The organism is Pseudomonas caspiana, assembly GCF_002158995.1.
Taxonomy (GTDB): Bacteria; Pseudomonadota; Gammaproteobacteria; order Pseudomonadales; family Pseudomonadaceae; genus Aquipseudomonas; species Aquipseudomonas caspiana.
Map to the genome: position 1 here is coordinate 31,593 of NZ_LOHF01000008.1, position 24,430 is coordinate 56,022.

The following is a 24,430-nucleotide window of genomic DNA, read 5'->3' on the forward strand; positions in this document are numbered from 1 at the left end:
CGATAGCGGTATGTCTGACACACCGCTATCGCTGGCCTCGTAACCTCGGTGAGCTCCTACAGGGAGCGCGATGTCTTTATCAGAAGAACACTTTCACCAGCAAGCTCGCGGTGTTCTGGTTGGTGTCGAAGAACTTGGTGTCTTCAATGCCGTATTTGTCAGACCAGTAATCGTACTCAATACCCACATACAGTTGGCGCTCAGGCAAGTTGATCGCTTTACCCAGGTCGTATTTGATTTGCGGGTTGAAGTGTACGTTGGACTTGTATTCGCCATTGCGGTCGGACTTGTTGTCCACGACCCAGTCAATGAAACCGTCGATCAGGATGTCGGATTTGCCCACTGGAATCGTATAGGACCAGACCGGTGTAACCTGCCATGCGCCATAACCCGCGCGATGGCCGTCGGTGTAACGCTTGTAGAAGTTCAGCTGGAAGTAATCGAAGCCCGGGATGTTCAAGTCAAAGCCCGGACCAATCAGGTACGACTCGTTATCGCCTTCACCGAACTCGTAAGTAGCCGCCAGCAATACATCGGAGATCGGGCCGAACTCGAATTTCTGACCAAAGATCTTGCCCATGGACAAGCGCGGGGAGATCTCGCCGTAGTAGGTGTTGTCGCCGTTGGTGGCGTCGCCTTTACCGTTATAGAAGATCTTGTCGATGAACAGGAAGTTATCGCCGTATTTCCAGCCGTCAGCGTGTTCAAAAGTGAACGTCTGTTGGTTTGACGGGTTGACTGTAAAGTCGCGACCGTTGAGGTAAGTCAGGCTGTTGCTCTGCCATTGCAGCAGGCCGTCGGCCATGCTTTGCCCGGACGCCAGAAGACTGCCGGCAACTATCGCGCTGGAAATAATACGGTTCATTCAATGCTCCCCTGATGGATCGATATGGTCTTTTTTTGGGTGCTCTTTGTAGGCACTTTTCCGCGGTTAAAACATGTCTGTTTGGTCAGCTTTGACTACATAGCAAGAGCTGAGCCAATGCTGATTGAAAAGCGCACGAAAGTGCTATCGGCTGCATCTTTAACAGTCGATCAGGGCTTTTTTCAGAAAAACGCGACAGTTGACCGGTTGGTCAGTTAGTTGTCTGTTCAGTCAGCATTGCAACACGGCGGGTTTTAACGCGGCGGCGGAGGATATTGGCTGCGCGTGTTTCGTGCAAGTGCTCTGGGACAGGGCAGGGCGAACAATTGTGGGGCGTAAAATTGATGTTTCATATACCTGACTGCAGGAGCTGCCAAAGGCTGCGATGGCGGTGTATCAGGTAAATGCCATCGCAGCCTTCGCCAGCTCCTACAGTCAGGTGCTCGGCCAGCGATCAGTGGGGCTGCGCGCCTGCCGTCACCCACGCCCCAATGAGGTCTCTTTCCTGCTGAGTCATCTGGGTGATGTTGCCCAGCGGCATGATCTGCGAGGTCACGGCCTGGGCCTGAATGCGCGGGGCCATTTGCTTGATCTGTTCTGCTGTGTCGAACATCACGCCGGCAGGCGCGGTGCTGAATAACTGGCTGGTGGGTTTGGCTGAGTGGCACACGGTGCAGCGTTCATGAATCACGCTCTGCACCTTCCCGAAGTCTACGCCCGGACTGGCAACTGCAGCCTCTGCAACAGGTTCCGGAGGCGGAGCCGGGCGCACTTCGTCATGGCGATAGCCGCCGACGGCGGTGCCCGGTAATGGCTGATATTCGATCTTCTTTGCTTGCTGTGGTTGTGGCATCGGCGCAGGGCCGGTGACGTAAGCCAGACAGATCATGCCCAGTGCAGCAACAGGCAGGGTCCAGGCGAATTTATGGCTGTTGTGCCGCGTATTGAAATAGTGACGGACCAGCACTGCCAACACACCGATCCCGGCCAGGATCAGCCAGTTGTAAGCGCTGCCGTAAGTGCTCGGGAAATGGTTGCTGATCATGATGAACAGCACCGGCAAGGTGAAGTAGTTGTTGTGGCGCGAGCGCAGCAAGCCTTTGGCGGGCAACGATGGATCCGGTGTGCGGTTCTCGGCGATGGCTGCTATCAATGCGCGTTGGGCTGGCATGATGATGCGGAACACGTTGCCGACCATGATCGTACCGATGATCGCGCCAACATGCAGGTAAGCGCCGCGACCGCTGAACACTTTGCTGAAACCATACGCCGCAGCGATGACTAGCACGAACAGAATCAGGCCGAGCAGGGCGGGGCGTTTGCCCAGCGCTGAGTCACAGAGAAAGCTGTAGACGAACCAGCCGACGAACAGCGAACCCAGTCCGAGCGCCACGCCTTCCACGCCGGACAGGCTGCTGCCCGGTGCGAGCAGGTACAGAGTCGGATTGGCGTAGAACACCACGCACAGCAGTGCTACGCCTGACAGCCAGGTGAAGTAAGCCTCCCATTTGAACCAGTGCAGGTTCTCGGGCATGGTCGGCGGGGCGAGTTTGTATTTTTCCAGGTGGTAGATGCCGCCACCGTGAATGGCCCATAAATCCCCGGACAGACCATCGCGCGGGTTGACCCGATTAAGGTTGTTCTCCAGCCAGACAAAATAGAACGATGCGCCGATCCAGGCGATACCAACAATCATGTGAATCCAGCGCACGCTGAGATTCAGCCATTCCATCAAATGTGCTTCCACGGGTTTACCTTCTAGCTGTCGTCACTTCTCGGACGTTCAAGCTTCTACGGGTGGGGGTCGAGAACCAGCTTCTGGCTCTCAGCGAAAAAATGCTCATCGCAGTTATTGCCAGTTCCACTGCGATCAACCACCAGGAAGTCATCCCGCTTTTCGATCGTCAGCACCGGGTGGTGCCAGACGCCGCGATGGTAATTAACACCCTGCCTACCGTTGGTCACGAAGGCACGGGTCAGCTCTGAATCAGGTTCATCGCCAATGGGCGCGACCACGACCAGAAAAGGGTTGCCGAGCAGTGGCACAAACGCCTGACTGCCCTGCGGATGGCGCTCCAGCATGCTGATGATCAAGGGCATCTGCAGCGCCTCGGCGCGGAAGATACTGATGATCGCCTTGTCGTCCGGCGTCGCGGTTTGCACCTCGGCCAAACGATGAAAACGCTGGGTCGAACCGTTGTTGATCATGAAGTGATCGCTGCCGTCGGTTTCGATGACGTCTCCGAACGGGGCAAAAGCTTCTTTGGTCAACGGCTCGATGGTCAGTGTGCGCATGCTGGGTCTTCTGTTTTCGAATTCTTTGGACCCATGTGGGAGCGGTGCTTGCCCGCGATAAGGCTGGACGCGGTTCAGGATAGACCGCGGTGTTCCTATCGCGGGCAAGCATCGCTCCCACAAGGGGATCACGATGCTTACCTTACAACTTTACCCAACACCCGAAGACGACTCACGCCACCATCCGGGAACACGTTCAGGCGGATATGGGTAATAGGACCCAGCGCCTTGATCTGCTCGGCGAACTCGTGTTCGGCGTGCATGCTCAGTTTCTGGCTTGGCAGCAGTTCGCGCCAGAACAGGCTCTGGGTTTCGATCTGGCTGTCAGTACCGCCCTTCACGAATGCGCCCTGGATCGAGCAACTGTCCGGATAGTTACCTTTGAAGTGCAGAGTATCGACCAGGACTTTTTCCACTTCGCCCGCATGACCCAAGGCGATGATTACCCAGTCGTTGCCAGGCGTGCGGCGACGTGCAGTTTCCCAGCCGTCGCCCATGTTCACGCCACGGCCCGGATTGAGGATGTTGCTCATGCTGCCGTAGTGTTCATCGGAACACGCCAGAGCGCGGCCACCATTGAGCGCCGACGCCAGATCAAGTTGCTCGGTTTCACCCACTGCCGACCAGTCCCGGAACGGCACGCCGTAAACACGCAGACGGGCAACTCCGCCGTCCGGATAGATGTTGAAGCGCAAATGGCTGAACGCCTGGTCAGCGCTGATTTCATGGTAGTGATGGCTGTCGCCGTTCAGTTCCACAGCTGACAGGATTTCCGTCCACTGGGTGTTCTCGTCCGGCTCGCCGCTGGCCAGGAAGCACGCTTCCAGCGATGCCGATGGCGGATAGTTACCGGTGAAGTAGGAAGTGTCGATGTCCACGCCCTTGATCGTGCCCGCCACACCCAGGCGGATCACTGCGCTGTCGTAACCTTCGAAACGCTTGCGACGCGATTCCCAGCCGTCCATCCACTTGCCGTTGTCGTCAAACACGCCTTCTTTCCACACCGCAGGGGTGGGCTGGAACAGGCGGTTGGCATCGGCGAACCAGTCGTCAGTCACGGAAAGGATTTTGGTACCCAGGCGCGCGTCGGCCAGGTTGACGAACTTCTCGAAGGGTGCGGCGTAAGCTTTCATTCTTTTAGGTCTGCCTTTTGATCAGTGGCCTGGGTAGGGCGGTTAGAGGGCTTGCAAACGAAACAGGGCAATCTTGTTGATCTCGGCCAGGGCGCAGGCGAATTCGGCGTCGACCGAATTATCGATGCGGGTTTCAAAGGCTGCGAGTATCTGGTGCCGGTTACTGCCTTTGACTGCCATGATGAACGGGAAGGCGAATCGGGCTTTGTAAGCGTCGTTGAGTTCGGTAAATCGTTTGAATTCTTCGGCTGTGCATTGGTGGATGCCCGCGCCAGCCTGTTCGCTGGTGCTGGCTTCGGTCAGTTGCCCTTGCACTGCCGCTTTACCGGCGAGATCCGGGTGCGCGTTGATCAGTGCGAGCTGGCGCTCATGATCGGCGTCGAGCAGGATCTGGCTCATTCGCGCATGCAGGGTCTCGACATCGTCCAGCTCATCGAGCGCGCCCTGATCGTAAGCAGCGGCTGCGACCCATGGCGAATGTTCGTAGATGTCAGCAAAGGTCGCAATGAACTCGTCCCGGCTCAGGGCTGATGGTTTTAGCGTCATGAAACGGCTCATTGTGCGGCTTCCGGCTGATACGGGTGTTCAGCGTGCCAGTGGCGGGCAATGTCTACCCGGCGGGTGAACCAGACCTGCTCGTGGCTTTTGGCGTATTCGATGAAACGCTTGAGGGAAGCCAGACGAGCCGGGCGACCGATCAGGCGGCAATGCAAACCGATGGAAAGCATCTTTGGCGCGTCGGCACCTTCGGCATACAGCACATCGAAAGCGTCTTTGAGGTACTGGAAAAACTGATCGCCATTGTTGAAGCCCTGGACCTGAGTGAAGCGCATGTCGTTGGTGTCCAGCGTATACGGAATCACCAGATGAGCTTTGCCGGTCGGGCTATCGGGCTCCCAGTAAGGCAGATCGTCGTCATAGGTGTCGCAGTCGTAGAGAAAGCCGCCTTCTTCCATCACCAGACGCCGGGTATTGGGCCCTGTGCGGCCGGTGTACCAGCCCAGCGGACGTTCGCCGGTGATCTCGGTGAGGATGCGGATCGCCTTGAGCATGTGCTCGCGTTCCTTGGCTTCATCCATGTACTGATAATCGATCCAGCGATAACCGTGGCTGCAAATCTCGTGACCGTCGGCAACCATGGCGCGGATCACATCCGGGTGGCGCTGGGCTGCCATGGCCACGGCAAAGATCGTCAACGGGATATCGAATTGCTTGAACAGCTTGAGGATACGCCACACACCAGCGCGGCTGCCGTATTCATAAAGCGATTCCATGCTCATGTTACGCTCGCCCTGCAGCGGTTGAGCGGAGACCATCTCGGACAGGAACGCTTCGGACTCTTTGTCGCCGTGCAGGATATTACGCTCGCCGCCTTCTTCGTAATTGAGCACGAAGGACAGCGCAATACGCGCATTACCCGGCCAGCGGGGATGGGGCGGGTTGCTGCCGTAACCGATCAGGTCGCGAGGATAGTCAGCGCTCACTGCAATATTCCTTATGTGCTGTGGAACAGATGCGATGGCTGGATTGTATACAAAGCGTCTTTCAATTTGTAACCTTGTTTTTTGTCCCAGATGCTTAACATGTTTCTGCAAGAAACTTGCCTAGGTGGTCAGGTAATCGTGAAAAACTCTAATTAATTCCGCGAGTCCCGGTGAATCGGGGCTGCGCGGGATATAAGCCCGCATGCAGGCTTAATCAGCATTTTTTATTGTGTACAGCTTTTCGCTAAAGTGTCTTAATTCGACATTCTTTCACGGCTGCTAGCACTCAAATGGTGCGGCGTGTGGCTTTCAGATTTCAGGATGGGGCAGATTCGAAATGGGTAAATTGACGACGCACGTTCTTGACGCTGCCCACGGTTGTCCCGGCGCGTCCATCAGGGTCGAGCTGTATCGGATCGAGGGCGCAAGCCAGGTGCTGGTCGCCTCGGCACAGACCAACAGCGACGGTCGTTGTGATGCGCCTTTGTTGCAAGGTGAGGACTACCGCTCGGGTGTCTACCAACTGCACTTTCATGCCGGTGACTATTATCGCGCCCGAGGTGTGGCGTTGCCTGAACCTGCGTTTCTCGATGTGGTGGTGTTGCGCTTCGGGATTGACGCCGGCCAGGAGCACTACCACGTGCCGTTGCTGATCTCGCCCTACAGTTACTCGACGTATCGTGGCAGTTGAGTGATTCACAAACGACCGCCACTTCTGCAACTCATACTGTATGGTTTAGCCCGCTCGGAAGGCGCACTGTTCGGTCGCCGCACCCTGTGTACAATGCGCTCACTTTTTATCGTCGACTGCCACGAGCGCTCATGAACGAACCGTTGCAACCCCTCAAAAAGCAGCCACGCGTTGCAAAGCCAGTGCGCAGTGGTACTCAGGACGATGTGGTCTATGCGCACATATTCGAGGCCATTCTCGAGCAGCGTCTGGCACCTGGGACCAAGCTGAGTGAGGAAGCGCTGGGTGAAATTTTTGGCGTGAGCCGGACGATCATCCGTCGGGCTCTGTCTCGTCTGGCGCATGAAGGGGTGGTGATACTGCGGCCCAACCGTGGTGCCGTGGTCGCCAGCCCAAGCATTGATGAAGCGCGTCAGGTATTTTTCGCGCGTCGGATGGTGGAAAAAGCCATCACTGAACTGGCTGTCGAGCATGCGACTTCGGAGCAATTGGCGGCCTTGCGGCAGATGGTCAATGACGAGCGCGACAGTTTTGCCAAGGGCGATCGCGGCGCAGGCATTCGCCTGTCCGGCGAATTTCACCTGCAATTGGCCGTCGCGGCGAAGAACGCCCCGCTGATCAGCTTCCAGCGCAGTCTGGTATCGCAGACCTCGCTGATCATTGCCCAGTACGAAACCGGTAATCGCACGCACTGTTCATGGGATGAGCACAGCCAGTTGATCGACGCGATCGAAGCTCGTGATTCCAAGCGTGCCGTCGAGCTGATGATGCATCACATGGATCACATCGACAGCAAACTCAACCTGGACGAAGACAGCGCCTCAGATGACCTGCATGCAGTGTTTTCGCATTTGAGAGCGGGGAAGAAAGGTTGAGTGTTACTGCATACCTCTGTGGGAGCCGGGCTTGCCCGCGATGAGGCTAGACGCGATTCATTTTAGATCGCATCCAGCCTCATCGCGGGCAAGCCCGGCTCCCACAAGTTTTCCGTCAGCTTCGCCTTATCTGCAGTGCACCATTTCCCCGGCCGACCAAGTCTCCAGTACGGTCCGGTCATCCCCCAGTGTCATCAGTACAAACAACGTCTCGGCAATGTCCCTGGCTTGCTTCAACCGGTACGAAAGCAGCGGCGTGGCGTGGTAATCCAGCACCAGAAAATCGGCTTCATTACCCACCCGCAGACTGCCAACCCGGTCGTCCAGACGCAACGCACGTGCGCCGCCCAGGGTTGCCAGGTACAGCGATTTGAAAGGGCTCAGTTTGGCGCCCTGCATCTGCATCACTTTGTAGGCTTCGTTCAAGGTTTGCAGGATTGAGAAGCTGGTGCCACCGCCCACGTCAGTGCCTACGCCGACGTTGACCTTGTGCTTTTCAGCCAGAGGCAGATTGAACAAGCCGCTGCCCAGAAACAGGTTCGAAGTAGGGCAGAAGGCGATGGCTGAACCGGTCTCGGCAAGCCGCGCGCATTCGGCGTCGCAGAGGTGTACGCCGTGGGCAAATACCGAGCGTTCACCCAGCAGTTTGAAATGGTCGTATACGTCCAGATAACCGCTGCGTTCCGGGAACAGCGCCTTGACCCACTGCACCTCCTCGACGTTTTCACTGATGTGAGTCTGCATGTACACATCGGGGTACTCGCCGAGCAACTTCCCGGCCATGGTGAGTTGCTCCGGGGTGCTGGTCGGCGCAAAACGTGGCGTGACCGCGTAGTGCAGGCGGCCCTTGCCGTGCCAGCGTTCGATCAGCGCCTTGCTGTCGGCGTAGCCCGATTCTGCCGTATCGGTGAGGTAGTCCGGAGCGTTGCGATCCATCATCACCTTGCCAGCAATCATTCGCAGGTTGAGCTTTTCTGCTGCTTGAAAGAACGCCTCGACTGACTCCTTGTGCACGCTGCCAAACACCAGCGCAGTGGTGGTGCCGTTGCGCAGCAGTTCCTTAAGGAAAATGTCCGCGACTTCGGCTGAGTGCTGCGGGTCAGCGAACTGTTTTTCGCAGGGGAAGGTGTAAGTGTTGAGCCAGTCCAGCAAACGTTCGCCGTAGGAGCCGACCATGCCGGTCTGCGGCAAATGGATGTGGGTATCGATAAAGCCAGGCGTGATCAATGCGTCCTTGTACTCGGTCACTTCGACATGAGATTCGAGGGTTGTAAGTAGTTCGGCTGCGTGGCCAAGGGCGACAATCTTGCCGTCTTCAACCAGCATCAGGCCGTCAGCGAAGTACTCGTATGACGCTTCAATGCCGACTTCTGCCGGGTCGCCAACGCTGTGCAGAATGGCGGCTCGGTAGGCTTTTTTACTTGGGTTCATATAGGTCTCATCAAGCATAAATCAGCATTTGAATTGGAGTGTCTTGCCTATAGGAGAGCACGAGCAGCGCGAGGCTGATACCACGCCATCGCGGCCTCGCGCTGCTCATGCGCTCCTACGGGGAGGTGCAGCGCAACAGCAAGCCGGTTATTGCGCCCGGCTGCGCCGTGAAACCGGTAGCAGTTTGGCAACAGGTTCGGCGCTGGCGCTGTGCTGCCCGAAATTAACGTTGTAAGTGGCGATGACTTCGGCGGCAATCGATACCGCAATCTCGACAGGCAATTTGCCTTTGACTTCGCTCAGCCCCATCGGACAGCGCATGCGCTGCAACAGTGCCGGATCAAAGCCGCGATCACGCAACCGATGCTCGAATTTGACCCGCTTGGTTTTCGAGCCGATCAGACCGAAGTAGGCAAAGTCGCCGCGCTTGAGAATCGCCGCGGTCAGCTCCAGGTCCAGTTGATGGTTGTGGGTCATGACAATGCAATAACTGCCTTTGGGCAACTCATCGATTTCATCCAACGGGTCTTCGGCGACGATCTTGCGCACGCCACTGGGAATCTGCGCGGGAAACTCCTGTTCTCGAGAATCGATCCAGCGCACCCGGCAGGGCAGACTGGCCAATAAAGGCACCAGCGCTCGACCTACATGGCCGGCACCGAACACGGCGATCTGCGCCTGAGGCTGGCCCATGGGTTCGAACAGCAGCACATTCACGCCGCCGCAGCATTGGCCAAGGCTCGCGCCCAGGCTGAAGCGTTCCAGGCGCGTGTCCTGGCTGCGGCTGAGCAGCATCTCCCGGGCGATCTCCATGGCTTTGTATTCCAGATGCCCGCCACCAATGGTGTCGAAGATCCGTTCGGCACTGACCACCATCTTCGAACCGGCATTACGTGGCGTCGAACCGCGCTCTTCGATGATGGTGACCAGCACGCAGGCTTCACCCTGGGTTTGCAGGTCGGCGAGGGCGCTGATCCAGTTCATTTTTTGATCTCCGGGCTTGCGATCTTCATCGCTTCCATCGCGGGTAAGGTCGAGCGCGACCCCGGCCGCTCCCACATTGGATCGCTGTCCCCTGTGGGGGCGGTGCTTGCCCGCGATATTGGCGACTCGGTCTTACGCATCTGCTCACACCCCCACAACACCCGTTCCGGCGTCGCGGGCGCATCGATCTTCGGTTGATGGCGATAGTCGGCCAGACTGGCCACTGCATCCTTGATCGCACACCAGGCCGAGATGCCAAGCATGAACGGCGGCTCTCCCACGGCTTTGGAATGAAACACAGTGTCTTCCGGGTTTTTGCGGTTCTCCACCAGCTTGACGCGCAAATCCAGAGGCATATCCGCGACCGCCGGAATCTTGTAGCCCGCCGGGCCGTTGGTCATCAGTTTGCCTTTGTCATTCCAGACCAGTTCTTCCGTAGTCAGCCAGCCCATCCCCTGAATATAGCCACCTTCGACCTGCCCGATATCAATGGCCGGATTCAATGACGCGCCGACGTCATGCAGGATGTCGGTACGCAGCATCTTGTACTCGCCGGTCAGGGTGTCGACGATCACTTCGCTGCAGGCTGCGCCAAAGGCAAAGTAATAAAAAGGCCTGCCCCGTGCCTGACTGCGGTCGTAGAAGATTTTCGGCGTCTTGTAATAACCGGTACTGGACAGCGAAACCTGCCCCATCCACGCCAGTTGCGCCAAAGACTGAAATGACACGATCTGTTCGCCAGCGCGAATGTGGCCGTTGCGAAACGCCACGTCTGTTTCTGAGACCTTGAAGTGTTTGGCGGCAAATTCCACCAGACGCTGTTTGAGGATTTCTGCCGCGTTCTGCGCCGCCTTGCCATTCAGATCCGCGCCGCTGGAAGCCGCAGTCGGAGAAGTGTTGGGCACTTTATCGGTGTTGGTGGCGGTGATCTGAATCCGGTCGATATCGACCTGGAATACCTCGGCCACGACTTGCGCGACTTTGACGTTCAACCCCTGACCCATTTCTGTGCCGCCGTGGTTCAGGTGGATGCTGCCGTCTGTGTAGATATGGATCAGCGCACCGGCCTGATTGAGAAAACTGGCAGTAAAGGAAATGCCGAACTTGACCGGGGTCAGCGCCAGGCCTTTCTTCAGAATCGGGCTGTCGGCGTTGAACGCCCGGATCGCTTCGCGCCGCTCGTGGTATTGACTGCTTTCTTCCAGCTCGGCAGTCATTTCTTCCAGCAGGTTGTGCTCGACGGTCTGGTAGTAGTGGGTGACGTTGCGATCGGTCTTGCCGTAGTAGTTGGCCTTGCGCACTGCCAGTGGATCTTTGCCCAGATAGCGGGCGATTGAATCCATGACCTCTTCAATGGCGACCATACCTTGCGGGCCGCCGAAGCCTCGGTACGCGGTGTTGGATGCGGTGTTGGTTTTGCAGCGATGGCCGTTGATCGTGGCTTCGCCTAAGTAGTAAGAGTTGTCAGCATGGAACATCGCCCGGTCGACAATTGACGCTGACAGATCAGGCGAGTAACCGCAATTACCCGCCAGATCCAGTTGAATGCCATGCAGACGGCCATCGTCATCGAAACCCACGTCGTACTCAATGTAGAACGGGTGGCGCTTGCCGGTCATCAGCATGTCTTCGACGCGGGGCAGGCGCATTTTGGTGGGCTGCCCGGTCAGGCGCGCGATCACGGCACACAGACACGCAGGACTCGCTGCCTGGGTTTCCTTGCCGCCAAAACCACCGCCCATGCGGCGCATGTCGACGACAATTTTGTTCATCGAAACGTCCAGCACTTCGGCGACCAGTTTCTGTATTTCAGTGGGGTTCTGGGTCGAGCAGTAGACGATCATGCCGCCATCTTCGGTGGGCATTACCGAGGATATCTGGGTCTCCAGATAGAAGTGTTCCTGACCACCGATGTGCAGATTGCCCTGAAGACGATGCCGGGCAGCGTCCAGTGCAGCGGCACTGTCACCGCGCTTGTGCGTATGGCTGTCGAGCACGAAGTGCTTGGCCCGCAGCGCTTGGACCACATCCAGCACCGGTTCCAGATCTTCGTATTCAATCACCGCGGCCATTGCCGCCTGACGAGCGATATCGAGGCTGCGAGCAGCAACGGCGAGCACCGGCTGGCCGACGAACTCCACTTTGTCGATGGCCAGCAATGGATCGCCGGGCAGCAGCGGACCGATGTCTTTCAGGCCGGGGATGTCTTCGTGCGTGATGACAATTTTCACGCCATCAAAGGCATAACAAGGCGTGGTATCGACGCTGATGATCCGCGCGTGAGCACGGTCGGACAGGCGCGCATACACGTGCAGTTGATTAGGGAATTCCAGGCGGTCATCGATGTACACCGCTTCGCCGGACACATGCTTGTCGGCGCTGTCGTGCTTGACGCTGCGGCCAACGCCGGTAGTCAGATCCTGCTGAAACAGGGCGATCATTTCGGCCTGTGACTTTATGGCTGAGTTGTTAGACATAAGCCGTCACCCGCGTCTGGACAGTAGGTGTTTGCAGTTCGATGAAGTATTTGCGCAGCAGGTTTTGCGCGCTGAGCAGCCGATATTCCTTGCTGGCGCGGAAGTCTGACAGGGGCGTGAAGTCTTCGGCCAGTGCCGCGCAGGCAGCCTCCACTGTGGCAGATGTCCATGGCGAGCCGATCAATGCCCGCTCGCAGGCGGCGGCTCGCTTGGGAGTTGCCGCCATCCCTCCGTAAGCAACGCGTGCGTCAACGATGCTGCCATTCTCGACATGCAGATTGAACGCTGCGCACACCGCAGAAATATCGTCATCCAGTCGCTTCGACACTTTATAGGCGCGGAAGGCCTGCTGCGCCTTGGCTTTAGGCACGACAATGGTTTCGATGAATTCGCTTTCCTGCCGCGCCGTCACCCGGTAGTCAATAAAGTAATCCTCAAGCGCCAGGGTGCGGCGGGTGTCGCCCTTACGCAGCACGATTTGCGCACCCAGAGCGATCAGCAGAGGAGGGGAATCGCCAATCGGCGAGGCGTTGCCGATATTGCCGCCCAGCGTGCCTTGATTGCGGATCTGCAACGAGGCAAAGCGCTGCAGCAGTTCGCCGAAGTCCGGGTACTCGGCACTCAGGGCGGCGTAGCAATCGGTCAGTGGTGTCGCAGCGCCGATTTCCAGGCGATCATCGAAATGCTCGATGCGCTTCAGCTCGGCGACATTGCCCACATAAATCATTACCGGCAGCGGGCGGTGGAACTGAGTGACTTCAAGGGCCAGATCGGTACCGCCAGCCAGCAGCCGCGCCTGCGGGTTGGCTTCATACAAATGTGCCAGGTCGGCAACGGTCTGCGGGACCAGACAGCGCTTGTCGCCGTCATTCAGTTCCCCGGTTTGCGTCGGCGCAATACTGCGCAGGCGGGCGATGGTCTGTGCTTTGCGTTCGTCGAACTGGTCCGGCTGACGCTTGCTGCACGATTGTTCGGCGGCATCGAGAATCGGGCGATAGCCAGTGCAGCGGCAGAGGTTGCCTGCCAGCGCTTCGTGGGTTTTATGACTATCGGGTTGTGTGCTGTTCTTTTGCAGGGCAAACAACGACATCACAAAACCGGGTGTGCAGAAACCGCATTGCGAGCCATGGCAATCGACCATCGCCTGCTGGACGCTGTGCAGCTTGCCTTGATGCTTGAGATCTTCAACGCTGATCAACTGCTTGCCGTGCAAGGAAGCGACAAAAGTCAGGCACGAATTGAGGCTGCGATAACGCAGGCGGTCTTCACCCTGTGAATCGCTTTCGAGTTCACCGACCACCACCGTGCAGGCGCCGCAGTCACCGCTGGCACAGCCTTCTTTGGTGCCCGATTTGTGCAGGTGTTCGCGCAGGTAGTTGAGAACCGTCAGATTGGGGTCCAGGCTATGTTCGGTGCGTAGCTCATTGTTCAAGAGAAATTGGATCACGGCAGGTCCTCTACGCGTTTTTCTGGTCATCGAACACGACAGACCGCGTGAAAACTACTGCGCTCGGCAATACTGCGTTAAAAACAGGCGAAAAATGCTCATTTAGAACACCTAGACTCCGCTTTTTCGCCTGTTTTTGCCTTGTCTTGCCGTCGCTCGCTACGTTTTCACACGGTCTGTAAGGGCGAATTTATCAGGTCTGACTTCTCGGTCAATTTGTTTCTGACTCTTAGGTCAGGAAATGTCGTTTTTAGATCAGGTGCGTGGTATCAGTAGGTCGCCAATGCGACGAACTGACACGATCTGTTGAAAGTTTTGCTTATTTCGTGCCAGTTTCCACTGGTATGGCCCTGCGCCATTGGCCTTCATTGGGATACACTGCGCCGCTTGGTTATAACCAGCATTTGGGATAGACATGACGTTCAAGGCTCCGGACAGCCTCGCCGAGCAAATTGCTCACCACCTTGCCGAGCGCATCATTCGTGGCGAACTCAAGCCCGCGGAGCGCATTCAGGAACAAAAAGTCACGCAGGCGTTGAACGTCAGCCGTGGCTCGGTGCGCGAAGCATTGTTGATTCTGGAACGCCGTCATCTGGTGGCGATACTGCCGCGTCGCGGTGCGCAGGTCACGGTGCTCAACGCGCACAACGTGCAGAGCTTATGCACGCTGATGACTGAATTGTATGTGCTGCTGGGCATTGCGGTGGCCGAGAAGTGGCAGCAGCAAAGCGATCTGGCAACCTTCCTGCAAATTCAGCAGCGGCTGATTGCCAGCTACGAGCGCCAGGACGTGAAAGCCTTCGTTGAAGACAGCTTCAACGTTATGCGTGCCGCCTATCCCTTTGCCGACAACCTTTATCTGCAAGAAACCGTCGATAACCTGCAACCGTCCATGAGCCGCAGCTATTACCTGGCGCTCGATCAGCGCAAGGCCGAGATGCGCGATTACCTGACTTTGTTTGAGCAGCTGCTTGAGGCAGTGGTGGCTCGCGATACAGCGCGGGTTCGTAGCGTGTTGACCGATTACGGCCAGCGCAGTTGTCAGTTGGTACTTTCGGCTCTGGAAGCAGGCTGATCCCATGCGGCTGAAGTGCATCAAGCTGGCGGGGTTCAAATCCTTCGTCGACCCCACCACGGTGAACTTCCCCAGTAACATGGCGGCGGTCGTCGGCCCTAACGGCTGCGGCAAATCCAACATTATTGACGCCGTGCGCTGGGTCATGGGCGAAAGCTCGGCCAAGAACCTGCGCGGCGAGTCGATGACTGACGTTATCTTCAACGGCTCCACCAGCCGCAAGCCGGTCAGTCAGGCCAGCATCGAGCTGGTCTTCGATAACTCCGACGGCACGCTGGTCGGCGAGTACGCTGCCTACGCGGAAATTTCCATTCGCCGCAAGGTCACCCGCGACAGCCAGAACACCTATTACCTGAACGGCACCAAATGCCGTCGGCGGGACATCACCGATATCTTCCTCGGTACCGGTCTGGGCCCGCGCAGCTATTCGATCATCGAGCAGGGCATGATCTCGAAGCTGATCGAAGCCAAGCCCGAAGACTTGCGTAATTTCATCGAGGAAGCGGCGGGTATCTCCAAGTACAAGGAACGCCGTCGCGAGACTGAAAACCGGATTCGTCGTACCCACGAAAACCTTGCGCGTCTGACCGACCTTCGCGAGGAACTGGAACGTCAGCTGGAACGTTTGCATCGTCAGGCTCAGGCCGCCGAGAAGTATCAGGAGTACAAAGCCGAAGAACGCCAGCTCAAGGCGCAGTTGTCGGCGTTGCGCTGGCAGGCGTTGAACGAGCAGGTTAGCCAGCGAGAAGCGGTGATCGGCAATCAGGAAGTCGGTTTCGAGGCGCTGGTTGCGGAACAGCGCAACGCCGATGCCAGCATTGAGCGTCTTCGTGACGGCCACCATGATCTGTCCGAACGCTTCAATCTGGTTCAGGGCCGCTTCTATTCCGTGGGCGGTGATATTGCCCGCGTCGAGCAAAGTATTCAGCACGGCCAGCAACGCTTGCGCCAATTGCAGGACGACCTGCGCGAAGCCGAGCGCGCTCGTCAGGAAACCGAATCCCATCTAGGGCACGACCGCACATTGCTGGCGACCTTGGGCGAAGAGCTGGAAATGCTCGAACCCGAGCAGGAGATGACCAGTGCGGCAGCCGAGGAATCTGCTGCGTCGCTGGAAGACGCTGAAAGTGCGATGCACGGCTGGCAGGAGAAATGGGACAGCTTCAACCTGCAATCTGCCGAGCCTCGGCGGCAGGCAGAGGTTCAGCAGTCACGTATTCAACAATTGGAACAAAGCCTGGAGCGTCTTGCCGAGCGCCAGCGACGTCTCGGTGAAGAGTTACAGTTGCTCAAAGCCGACCCGGAAGATGCCGCGATCCTGCAACTGGACGAAGACCTCGCAACTCGGGAAATGTCCCTCGAAGAGCTGCACATCGGCGAAGAGCAAGCGGTCGAGCGGCTTGAGCATTTACGCAACGAGCTGCAACAAGCCAGTCAGGCGCAACAACAGGCCCAAGGCGAATTGCAGCGGCTCAATGGTCGTTTGGCATCCCTGGAAGCGTTGCAGCAGGCTGCTCTCGATCCCGACACCGGCACTGCCGAATGGCTGCGCGATCATGATCTGGCTGAGCAACCACGGCTGGCTGAAGGCTTGCGGGTTGAGCCGGGTTGGGAGCTTGCAGTGGAAACCGTGCTGGGCGCTGATCTGCAGGCTGTGCTGGTGGATGATTTCAGCGGTCTGGATCTAGCCGGTTTCCAGCAGGGTGATCTGCGTCTGGTCAGCGCCAGTGCCGAAGCTGCGCGCATCCCTGGCAGCCTGCTGGATAAAGTCGACAGTGACATGGACCTCGCCAGTTGGCTGGGTCAGGTTCGCCCGGTTGAAACCCTCGACGAGGCACTGGCCCAACGCAGCCAGCTGGCGGCCGGGCATAGCCTGATCAGCCGCGATGGCTATTGGGTAGGGCCGCACTTTCTGCGGGTACGTCGCGCCAGTGAAGCGCAAAGCGGCGTGCTGGCCCGTGGGCAGGAGTTGCAGCGCCTGGGGCAGGAGCGCGAAGAGCGTGAAGCCACATTGGCCTCTCTTGAAGAGCGACTGTTGATGTTGCGCGAACAGCAATCGAATCAGGAAGAAGCCCGGGAAGAATTGCGGCGTCGGGTGCAGGATGAGACCCGTCAGCAAAGCGAGCTCCGGGCGCAGTTGTCTGCCGCCAGGGTCAAGGTCGAACAGCTCACGCTACGCCGAACTCGCCTTGATGAGGAGCTGGCCGAACTGGGTGAGCAGCGCGCCATTGAGCACGAGCAATTGGGCGAGTCGCGTCTGCAATTGCAGGATGCACTGGACACCATGGCGCTGGACACCGAACAGCGTGAACTGCTTCAGGCCCAGCGCGACAGCCTGCGCGAACAGCTCGACCGGGTGCGACAAGAAGCCCGTCAGCACAAGGATCATGCTCATCAGCTGGCGGTGCGCCTCGGTTCGCTCAGGGCTCAGCACGATTCCACACGGCAGGCCCTTGAGCGTCTGGAGATGCAATCCGAGCGGCTTAGCGAAAAACGTGAGCAGTTAAATCTCAATCTGGAAGAGGGCGAAGCTCCGCTGGAAGAGCTGCGCCTGAAACTTGAAGAATTACTTGAGCGGCGCATGGCGGTGGACGATGAAATGCGTACCGCCAAGAATGCACTGGAAGATGCCGATCGCGAGTTACGCGATGCCGAGAAGCGCCGCACCCAGGCCGAGCAGCAATCGCAACTGTTGCGTGGCCAGCTGGAGCAGCAGCGCATGGAATGGCAATCCCTCACGGTGCGCCGTACCACGTTGCAGGATCAGTTGCTGGAAGACGGTTACGACTTGCATGGCGTATTAGCCACCCTGACCGCCGAGGCTAACGAAAAGGAGGCCGAGGAGGAATTGGAGCGCATCGCCGGGCGTATTCAGCGACTGGGGGCGATCAACCTTGCGGCCATCGACGAGTATCAGCAGCAGTCAGAGCGCAAACGTTATCTGGACGCGCAGAATGCTGACCTGGTTGAAGCTCTGGAAACCCTCGAAAACGTCATCCGCAAGATCGACAAGGAGACGCGAAATCGCTTCAAAGAGACCTTCGATCAGATAAATAGTGGAATTCAGGCACTTTTTCCAAAAGTTTTCGGTGGTGGCTCAGCTTATTTGGAACTGACGGGCGAAGATTTACTCGATACAGGGGTAACAATCATGGCGCGCCCGCCGGGCAAGAAAAACAGCACGATCCATTTGCTGTCCGGTGGCGAGAAAGCCTTGACTGCGTTGGCGTTGGTTTTCGCCATTTTCAAGCTCAATCCTGCACCGTTCTGCATGCTCGACGAAGTGGATGCACCGCTGGACGATGCCAACGTTGGACGCTACGCGCGACTGGTCAAGGAGATGTCGCAGACTGTGCAATTCATTTACATCACCCACAACAAGATCGCCATGGAAATGGCCGATCAATTGATGGGTGTCACCATGCATGAACCGGGTTGTTCGCGACTTGTGGCAGTGGATGTGGAGGAAGCAATGGCGCTGGTCGACGCCTAGCAAGGCTTGTTCCGCGCGATAGAAATGGCCGGTTATTGGCCTTGCGTGAACAACTCTGTGCGGTAGATATCGCTTTGCGCACCAACCAGATGTAACAGACGGTGTAAAGTTACCTTTGGTCGTGCTAGTTTAATGTCCACTTTTTCTTTTCGCGTGGGCAAATTGCCAGTCAGAACAGAGACTTGGCACCACGTTTTAAAGGGGTTTAGGCCCTTATTTCAAGCATTCTTCACTAGAGGCACTGGATTACATGGAAATCGGTCTGCGCGAGTGGCTGATCGTCATCGGCATAATTGTCATTGCCGGTATTCTTTTTGATGGCTGGCGCCGTATGCGCGGCAGCAAGGGGAAATTGAAATTCAGGCTGGACCGCAGCTTCTCGAACCTGCCGGACGACGATGACACGTCCTCCGCCGAGTTGCTGGGCCCACCGCGAGTGCTCGACACGCATAAAGAGCCGCAGCTCGACGAGGAAGACTTGCCCTCGATGAGCGCGACGCCGCGTCAGAGCAAGCGCAACAACAAGCGCAAAGATGAGCCGCAACAAGGCGATCTGAATCTGGATATGGACAGCCCTAGCCTGTTCACCGGGCGTGACGATGATTTCCCGGACGACAAGCCTGCTCAGCGCATTACCGAAGATAAGGACCTGGCGCCGGTCGAAGAGGTGCTGGTCATCAGCGTTATTTGCCGTGACGAAAGTGGCTTCAAGGGGCCGGCACTGCTGCAAAACATTCTGGAAAGCGGTCTGCGTTTCGGTGAAATGGATATTTTCCATCGCCATGAAAGCATGGCCGGCAACGGCGAAGTGCTGTTCTCCATGGCCAACGCGGTCAAGCCAGGCGTTTTTGATCTGGATGACATCGATCACTTCAGCACCCGTGCCGTGAGTTTCTTCCTCGGCTTGCCGGGTCCGCGTCATCCGAAACAGGCTTTTGATGTGATGGTCGCCGCTGCTCGCAAGCTGGCTCATGAGCTTAACGGCGAACTCAAGGATGATCAGCGCAGCGTCATGACCGCGCAGACCATCGAGCACTACCGTCAGCGCATCGTCGAATTCGAACGCCGCGCCTTGACTCAGCGTCGTTGAAGCCAAACCTGTAACTGTAGGAGCGCGCTTGCCCGCGATGGCGGTTTTCAGGCAACGAAGGTCCTTCGGCCCTTATCGCGGGCAAGCGCGCTCCTACGGTCGAACCAACAGAGCACCAACATCGGAGCAGCCTAGGCTGCTCTTTTGCTTTTGAAGAGAACACCGCATGAAAGCCGCCGAAACCCGAATCCTAGAACTGCGCGCCGAGCTGGATCAGCACAACTACCGCTACCACGTCCTCGACGAGCCGAGCATTCCGGATGCCGAGTACGACCGGCTATTCCACGAACTCAAAGCGCTTGAAGCGGAAAACCCTCATCTGGTCACCCCTGATTCGCCCACACAGCGGGTCGGCGGAGCAGTTCTAACTGCTTTTTCAAAGGTTCGTCACGAAGTTCCTATGCTCAGCTTGGGTAACGCGTTTGAGGAAGATGAGTTAAGGGAGTTTGACCGCCGAGTTGTTCAGCGGCTGGATCCTTTGCCGAATGATTTGTTTAATGGTGTCAACGTTGAGTACACATGCGAGCCCAAGCTAGATGGCCTCGCAGTCAGTCTTCTCTATGTAAACGGTGAGCTCATTCGAGGAGCTACCCGCGGTAATGGGACGGTCGGTGAAGACATCACAGCGAACGTTCGGACAATTCGCAATATACCTCTGCGGCTACGTGAGCGTGGATGGCCTTCAATTATTGAAGTGCGTGGAGAGGTCTTCATCGAAAAAGCGGGTTTTGAACGAGTCAATGCACATCAGGAGGAAATCGGCGAAAAAGTCTTTGCGAATCCCAGAAACGCTGCGGCGGGAAGCATGCGACAGTTGGATCCGAAAATATCTGGTCGTAGGTCTTTAAAATTTTGCTGCTATGGGGTGGGGCAGATTAGTAGCGAGTTCTCTGATACTTATTTTGGAATGCTTCAAAAAATTAAGAAATGGGGCATTCCAATCAGCCACGAGCTGAAATTGGTGTCAAAAATCGAGGATGCTATTGCTTATTGCCAAGCAATGGGAGAACGGCGTCTTCTGCTGAAGTACGAAATAGATGGGGTCGTCCTCAAAATTAACAGCTTGGCTTCTCAACGAGAACTAGGGTTTCGGGCCCGTGAACCACGCTGGGCCGTTGCCTACAAATTCCCTGCATTGGAAGAGCTCACTACGTTGCTCGACGTCGAATTCCAGGTCGGCCGTACGGGGGCTGTTACGCCCGTAGCACGCTTGAAACCGGTCAAAGTGGCTGGCGTGACCGTCGCCAACGCGACCCTGCACAACATGGACGAAGTGGCTCGTTTAGGGCTGATGATCGGCGACACCGTGATCATCCGTCGCGCAGGCGACGTGATTCCTCAAGTGGTGCAAGTCGTGCTTGAGCGTCGCCCGGAAGACGCCCGCGCGGTAGAGATTCCGCAAACCTGTCCGGTGTGTGGTTCGCACGTCGAGCGCACGCAACTGATCAAGCGCAGCAAAGGCAAGGAAACCGTCAGTGAAGGCGCGGTGTACCGCTGCGTCGGTCGACTGGCCTGCGGCGCGCAACTCAAGCAGGCGATCATCCACTACGTCTCGCGACGGGCCATGGATATTGAAGGTCTGGGCGACAAGACCATCGAACAACTGGTGGACGAGAAACTGATCGGTTCTCCGGCTGATCTTTATGCACTGACCTTTGAGCAAATCGTCGATCTGGAGGGTTTCGCGGAAATCTCCAGCAAAAAACTGCTCAAGGCCATCGAAGACAGCAAGCAGCCTACGCTGGCGCGCTTTATCTATGCGCTGGGTATTCCGGATGTGGGCGAAGAGACCGCCAAGGTGCTGGCCCGCTCGCTGGCGTCGCTGGAGCGGGTCAAACAGGCGTTGCCTGAGGTGCTGACTTATTTGCCCGATGTCGGTCTGGAAGTGGCCCATGAAATCCACAGCTTCTTTGAAGACGCGCACAACCAGAACGTGATTGACGCGCTGCTAAACGAACGCGGCCTGCAATTGCAGGACGAGGGTGAGCTGGGCGCCGAATTCGCCGCCAGCGCGACGCTGGGTGGTATGGTCGACAAGCTGAACATCCCCTCGGTAGGTCCTGGTGCCGCGCTGAAGTTAGCGGACAAGTTTGGCTCGCTGGAGGGCATCATCAAGGCAGACTGGCTGGACATGCGTCAGACCTTGCCCGAGAAGCAGGCCAAGGCTGTGCGCGAGTTTTTCGACAAGCCGGAAAACGCCGAGCGCGGGTTGGCCATCGAAGCCCAGTTGAAAGAATTCGGCATGCATTGGCAGAGCGAGAAAAAAGTCGTTGAAGGCTTGCCGTTGGCAGGGCAGACCTGGGTGTTGACCGGCTCCCTGGAGCTGATGAGCCGTGACGTCGCCAAGGACAAACTGGAAAGCCTGGGTGCCAAGGTATCTGGTTCGGTATCGGCCAAAACCCATACCGTGGTCGCTGGACCGGGGGCCGGGTCCAAGCTGACCAAGGCCAACGAGCTGGGCCTGAAGGTGCTGGATGAAGAGGCGTTTGTGGCTTTCTTGACCAAGCATGGCGTCGCGGTGGATTGAATGGCCATGTGCTGAGCATGTTCCCACAAAGCTCACGTCACGCATCAAGTCCACGGAACGACGGCAACCGGCGGTGATCTAGTGCTTGCTGGCCCACCAGGAGATCGCCATGTACCGGTTTTTCGAACAACTCAGTTCCCGCATTGCCGCACCGTTCATTGGCGAGACCCGGCGTAATAGCAAGGTTTGGCAGTGCCGGTGTGGCCAGTCAGTATTTTTCCCGAATACCCAGTGCCTGGCCTGTTCGGCAGGACTCGGCTATTTGCCGGAGCAGGGGCGAGTTGCGGCTCTTGAGCCTGGTCCCGATCAAGACACCTGGCGCTTGAGCGACGAGCCCGGAGCCGGGCTTTATCGACGCTGCGCCAACCTCGATACGCCGGCTGCCTGCAACTGGCTATTTCCCGCCAATGACAGCGGTGAATTTTGTATCGCGTGTAGCCTCAATCGCACCATTCCCGACTTGTCGATTCCGGAAAACGGTGAGCGCTGGTGCAAGGTGGAAACGGCCAAGCGTCGGCTGGTTGCGCAGTTGATCTCCCTGGGCCTGAAAGTTATTCCTAAAACCCAGGACGAAGAGCGCGGGCTGGCTTTTGAGTTTTTGGGCGTTGATCTGGAAGGCAAGGCGCCCACCACGGGCCACGCCAACGGCTTGATTACCCTGGATATCAAAGAGGCGGACGACGCCCATCGCGAGAAAATTCGTGTGCAGATGCACGAACCGTATCGAACACTGCTCGGGCATTTCCGGCATGAAGTGGGGCACTACTATTGGGATCGTTTGATTGCCAATACCTGGTGGCAGGATGGGTTTCGTAACCTGTTCGGTGATGAGCGCGCCAGTTACGCCGATGCTCTGGACCATCATTATCAGAACGGCGCGCCGAGCGACTGGCAGCAGAACTTCGTCAGTGCCTACGCGACCATGCACCCTTGGGAGGACTGGGCAGAGACCTGGGCGCATTACCTGCACATGATGGACGCGGTCGATACTGCATTGGGTTTCGGCATGAGTGCCCGGGACATGGACCTAGATTATCAGCCGTTCCCGCTGGAGACCCTCTACGATCCGCAGCATCCCGGTGGGCCTGCGTTCCTGTCATTCGTCAACGCATGGATCGAGTTGGCCGGCATGCTCAACGAGCTGTCGCGCAGCATGGGGCAGCCGGACTTTTACCCGTTTGTCCTGCCACCTGCAGTGATCACCAAGCTGCACTTCATTCACCTGGTGATTCAGGACGCAGGCGGCAAGGCGGATGAGGTGTTGCAAGCGCAGTAGAGAGTTAGTCCTGCACTTGTCGCCGGCCGGATTCTGACCTGTAGGAGCGCACGAGCACCGCGAGGCCGCGATGGCGGCGTATCAGACTGAACGCCATCGCTGCCTCGCGGTGCTCGTGAGCTCTTACAGAATGCATTGCAATTGGGCGATGAATGTTTTGGATTGATAGCCCCCGATTTCTCTAGGCCTAAACCTTCAACACCAACTTCCCGAAATTCTCACCGTTGAACAGCTTCTGCAGGGTTTCCGGGAAAGTCTCCAGCCCGTCGACAATATCTTCCCTGCTCTTGAGCTTGCCCTGAGCCATCCAGCCCGCCATCTCCTGTCCGGCAGCGGCAAACTTGCTGGCGTAGTCCATGACTACAAAACCTTCCATTCGGGCGCGATTGACCAGCAGCGACAGGTAATTGCTCGGTCCTTTGACGGGCGATGTGTTGTTGTACTGGCTGATCGCACCGCAGATCACAACTCGGGCTTTGGGTGCCAGACGGCTGAGTACGGCGTCGAGAATGTCCCCGCCAACGTTGTCGAAGTAGACATTCACCCCATTGGGGCATTCGCGCTTCAGACCTGCCAGTACATCTTCGCTTTTGTAATCGATAACGCCATCGAACCCCAGTTCATTGATAAGCGACTCGCACTTCTGCTTGCCGCCAGCGATGCCGATCACGCGGCAGCCTTTAAGCTTGGCAATCTGACCGGCCACGCTACCCACTGCACCCGCCGCGCCGGAAATCACCACGGTATCGCCACTTTGCGGCGCGCCGACATCCAGCAGGGCAAAGTAGGCCGTCATACCGGTCATGCCCAGTGCGGAAAGGTAGCGGGGCAGTGGTGCTAGTTTCGGATCGATCTTGTAGAAGCCTTTAGGCTCACCCAGAAAGTAATCCTGAACGCCCAGCGCGCCTTGCACAAAATCCCCCTCTGCGAACTGATCACTCTGCGAGGCGATGACCTCGCCAACGCCCAGTGCGCGCATCACCTCGCCCAGACTGACCGGAGCGATGTATGACTTGCCCTCGTTCATCCAGCCGCGCATGGCCGGGTCCAGCGACAAGTAATGGTTTTTGACCAGAATCTGCCCACTTGCCAGCTCGCCGACCGGCACTTCCTGATAAGTGAAGTCCTCGCGACTGGCCTGGCCGACCGGGCGCTTGGCGAGCAGGAATTGGCGGTTGGTCTGGGTGCTCATGGCAGTTCCTCAAAGATAGACAAAGGTTGATTGAAGTCGCTGAGGCAAAGCCAGGCAAGTGAAGATCACTCTGCGAATGCGCTGCGATCCAGTTG

The 24,430-nt window shown here is 57.4% G+C and carries 18 protein-coding genes; 7 read left to right on the forward strand and 11 right to left on the reverse strand.

Going from position 1 to position 24,430, the window contains the following annotated elements:
* Nucleotides 1-79: 79 nt before the first annotated feature.
* The 6 genes from AUC60_RS11390 to puuE form a co-directional block, all read right to left on the reverse strand.
* Nucleotides 80-865, reverse strand: coding sequence for an outer membrane protein OmpK (locus tag AUC60_RS11390; RefSeq protein ID WP_027902391.1), 786 nt, complete (start codon nucleotides 863-865; stop codon nucleotides 80-82).
* A gap of 454 nt (nucleotides 866-1,319) precedes the next feature.
* A complete protein-coding gene (locus AUC60_RS11400; protein ID WP_087266891.1) occupies nucleotides 1,320-2,612 on the reverse strand; it encodes a urate hydroxylase PuuD in 1,293 nt (430 codons plus the stop codon).
* 44 nt (nucleotides 2,613-2,656) lie between these two features.
* Complete coding sequence (locus AUC60_RS11405; RefSeq protein WP_087266894.1) at nucleotides 2,657-3,160, reverse strand: ureidoglycolate lyase; 504 nt, start codon at nucleotides 3,158-3,160, stop codon at nucleotides 2,657-2,659.
* A 137-nt stretch (nucleotides 3,161-3,297) separates the two neighbouring features.
* Nucleotides 3,298-4,293: an allantoicase gene (gene alc / locus AUC60_RS11410; RefSeq protein WP_087266897.1), complete on the reverse strand. Its 996-nt coding sequence runs from the start codon at nucleotides 4,291-4,293 to the stop codon at nucleotides 3,298-3,300.
* 42 nt (nucleotides 4,294-4,335) lie between these two features.
* A complete protein-coding gene (gene uraD, locus AUC60_RS11415) occupies nucleotides 4,336-4,851 on the reverse strand; it encodes a 2-oxo-4-hydroxy-4-carboxy-5-ureidoimidazoline decarboxylase (RefSeq protein WP_087266902.1) in 516 nt (171 codons plus the stop codon).
* On the reverse strand, nucleotides 4,848-5,777 hold the full coding sequence (gene puuE / locus AUC60_RS11420; protein WP_087266905.1) for an allantoinase PuuE: 930 nt from the start codon (nucleotides 5,775-5,777) through the stop codon (nucleotides 4,848-4,850). The genes uraD and puuE overlap by 4 nt, the downstream gene beginning before the upstream one ends.
* Before the next feature lie 337 nt (nucleotides 5,778-6,114).
* Here puuE and uraH point away from each other — a divergent pair, with 337 nt between their 5' ends.
* A complete protein-coding gene (gene uraH, locus AUC60_RS11425) occupies nucleotides 6,115-6,468 on the forward strand; it encodes a hydroxyisourate hydrolase (protein ID WP_087266909.1) in 354 nt (117 codons plus the stop codon).
* Nucleotides 6,469-6,599: 131 nt separating this feature from the next.
* Nucleotides 6,600-7,343, forward strand: a complete 744-nt coding sequence (locus AUC60_RS11430; protein ID WP_087266912.1) for a GntR family transcriptional regulator — start codon at nucleotides 6,600-6,602, stop codon at nucleotides 7,341-7,343.
* Nucleotides 7,344-7,469: 126 nt separating this feature from the next.
* Here the strand turns inward: AUC60_RS11430 and guaD are convergent, their stop codons facing one another.
* The 4 genes from guaD to xdhA form a co-directional block, all read right to left on the reverse strand.
* A complete protein-coding gene (gene guaD, locus AUC60_RS11435; RefSeq protein ID WP_087266915.1) occupies nucleotides 7,470-8,774 on the reverse strand; it encodes a guanine deaminase in 1,305 nt (434 codons plus the stop codon).
* 147 nt (nucleotides 8,775-8,921) lie between these two features.
* Nucleotides 8,922-9,758, reverse strand: a complete 837-nt coding sequence (xdhC, locus tag AUC60_RS11440) for a xanthine dehydrogenase accessory protein XdhC (protein WP_087266918.1) — start codon at nucleotides 9,756-9,758, stop codon at nucleotides 8,922-8,924.
* Complete coding sequence (gene xdhB, locus AUC60_RS11445) at nucleotides 9,755-12,235, reverse strand: xanthine dehydrogenase molybdopterin binding subunit (RefSeq protein ID WP_238599563.1); 2,481 nt, start codon at nucleotides 12,233-12,235, stop codon at nucleotides 9,755-9,757. The genes xdhC and xdhB overlap by 4 nt, the downstream gene beginning before the upstream one ends.
* On the reverse strand, nucleotides 12,228-13,682 hold the full coding sequence (gene xdhA / locus AUC60_RS11450; RefSeq protein ID WP_087266921.1) for a xanthine dehydrogenase small subunit: 1,455 nt from the start codon (nucleotides 13,680-13,682) through the stop codon (nucleotides 12,228-12,230). Before xdhA ends, xdhB begins: the two co-directional genes overlap by 8 nt.
* Before the next feature lie 415 nt (nucleotides 13,683-14,097).
* Between xdhA and AUC60_RS11455 the strand changes: the two genes are divergently transcribed.
* The 5 genes from AUC60_RS11455 to AUC60_RS11475 all read left to right on the forward strand — a co-directional run bounded on the left by AUC60_RS11455 (nucleotide 14,098) and on the right by AUC60_RS11475 (nucleotide 23,143).
* Nucleotides 14,098-14,757, forward strand: a complete 660-nt coding sequence (locus AUC60_RS11455) for a GntR family transcriptional regulator (RefSeq protein WP_087266924.1) — start codon at nucleotides 14,098-14,100, stop codon at nucleotides 14,755-14,757.
* Between the two features lie 4 nt (nucleotides 14,758-14,761).
* Nucleotides 14,762-18,250 carry a chromosome segregation protein SMC gene (smc, locus tag AUC60_RS11460; protein ID WP_087266927.1) on the forward strand — a complete coding sequence of 1,163 codons (3,489 nt, stop codon included), beginning with the start codon at nucleotides 14,762-14,764 and terminating at the stop codon, nucleotides 18,248-18,250.
* Nucleotides 18,251-18,500: 250 nt separating this feature from the next.
* Nucleotides 18,501-19,340, forward strand: coding sequence for a cell division protein ZipA (gene zipA, locus AUC60_RS11465; RefSeq protein WP_087266929.1), 840 nt, complete (start codon nucleotides 18,501-18,503; stop codon nucleotides 19,338-19,340).
* Nucleotides 19,341-19,506: 166 nt separating this feature from the next.
* Entirely contained in the window at nucleotides 19,507-21,867 is a 2,361-nt protein-coding gene (gene ligA / locus AUC60_RS11470; RefSeq protein ID WP_087266933.1) for an NAD-dependent DNA ligase LigA, read from the forward strand.
* A 109-nt stretch (nucleotides 21,868-21,976) separates the two neighbouring features.
* A complete protein-coding gene (locus AUC60_RS11475) occupies nucleotides 21,977-23,143 on the forward strand; it encodes a zinc-binding metallopeptidase family protein (protein ID WP_087266937.1) in 1,167 nt (388 codons plus the stop codon).
* 187 nt (nucleotides 23,144-23,330) lie between these two features.
* On the opposite strand, the gene AUC60_RS11480 is transcribed toward AUC60_RS11475, so the two are convergent.
* Complete coding sequence (locus AUC60_RS11480; protein WP_087266939.1) at nucleotides 23,331-24,335, reverse strand: NADP-dependent oxidoreductase; 1,005 nt, start codon at nucleotides 24,333-24,335, stop codon at nucleotides 23,331-23,333.
* Nucleotides 24,336-24,430 lie beyond the last annotated feature (95 nt).